The organism is Flavobacterium sp. UBA4854 (assembly GCF_002399805.1).
GTDB classification, from domain to species: Bacteria; Bacteroidota; Bacteroidia; order Flavobacteriales; family Flavobacteriaceae; genus Flavobacterium; species Flavobacterium ginsengisoli.
Window position 1 is genome coordinate 1620 of the sequence record NZ_DHEI01000085.1, and the last position, 1223, is coordinate 2842.

1 protein-coding gene is annotated in these 1223 nt (G+C 40.3%); it reads left to right on the forward strand.

Annotated features, from left to right (window positions below):
• Positions 1 to 1223 (forward strand): hypothetical protein (locus B3J44_RS12450; protein WP_286968700.1); only part of this gene is annotated, 1223 nt, incomplete at both ends.

The following is a 1223-nucleotide window of genomic DNA, read 5'->3' on the forward strand; positions in this document are numbered from 1 at the left end:
GCCGATTATCCTATAAAATATGGCTCTGGCGGAACCATGTGTGATCTTCCAAACAAAGCAGATCAGGTTGAAACACTTGGAGGAACTTGGTTCTCTGCCCAAAAAGATGCCCGTGGCGGACAGTTTGCTGTACCTTATTCTTATCTTCCATATAAAGCGAAATATGTTGATCCAGAAACTGCTCAAGAATATAAAATCACTGTGGTTCCAATGGCAGATTACGAGAGTTATGAAGATGGATACGCTACAATAGGCACTTCATTAATTGCTCCAATTGTGGCAAAAGCATCGACTTCGCCTAGGCCTCCATTGGTCTTATTTGCTCATGATGGAGATAATGCTTGGGGTGGAGGATCGTCTTATTACAATGAGTCAGTAACAGGGTTTTCTCATGCATCTTCTGCAAATGGAAACATCGCTACTACGATTCCACAATATCTATATGATAATCCTGTTCCAGAATCGGCGGTTGTGCACGTTGAAGATGGAGCGTGGGTAAATGCCGATGGAGATTTTGGACATCCGCAGTTTACCAATTGGCTTTGGCCTTTCTACGATCCTGTTAGCAAGAAATTCAATCCGAATGGCTGGACCGAAGATATGATGAATCAAGCGATAACAACTGCTGGAGAAAACCACGCAATTATGGCTGAACAATTGGAAGGCAACAATCTTAGAATGAGCGAAATTGTAAATCCGACCTCTGCAGTAAGTCCTGCTGAAAAAGCATGGCATTTTTTAATGGCTGGATATGACAGCGGAAATGCTTATTATGGATTAGCTGAAGATCTTGAAATAAAAACAACTCTTGCTGTTAATCGATGTGTGCAATTTGCAAAACCAACTTTAGATGCCCATCCTGGAGTTGATGCAACGAAACCATCTGTATTTATTCCGCAACGTTGGCCTTACAATCCTGGTGAAAAAGGATATGGAGCTCCTTATGCTTATAAAGATTTCTTAAACTCTGCCGATTTTACGGTATATACTTTTGCTTATGATGTAAGCGGTATTGAGAAAGCCGAATTAAAATACAGAATTGATGTTGATGGAAAAAACAGTCCTAATTCTAATCAAAATGAAACTTATGCTGGAGGAAGCGAAGTTGGAAGTTGGATAACATTGCCTATGGCAGAAAGAGTTTTCCCTAAAGGAAATGTTACCAATAATCCGCAAGCCGATTTATACATGCTTCCAGATGTAATTGCAAATCAATATTCTGC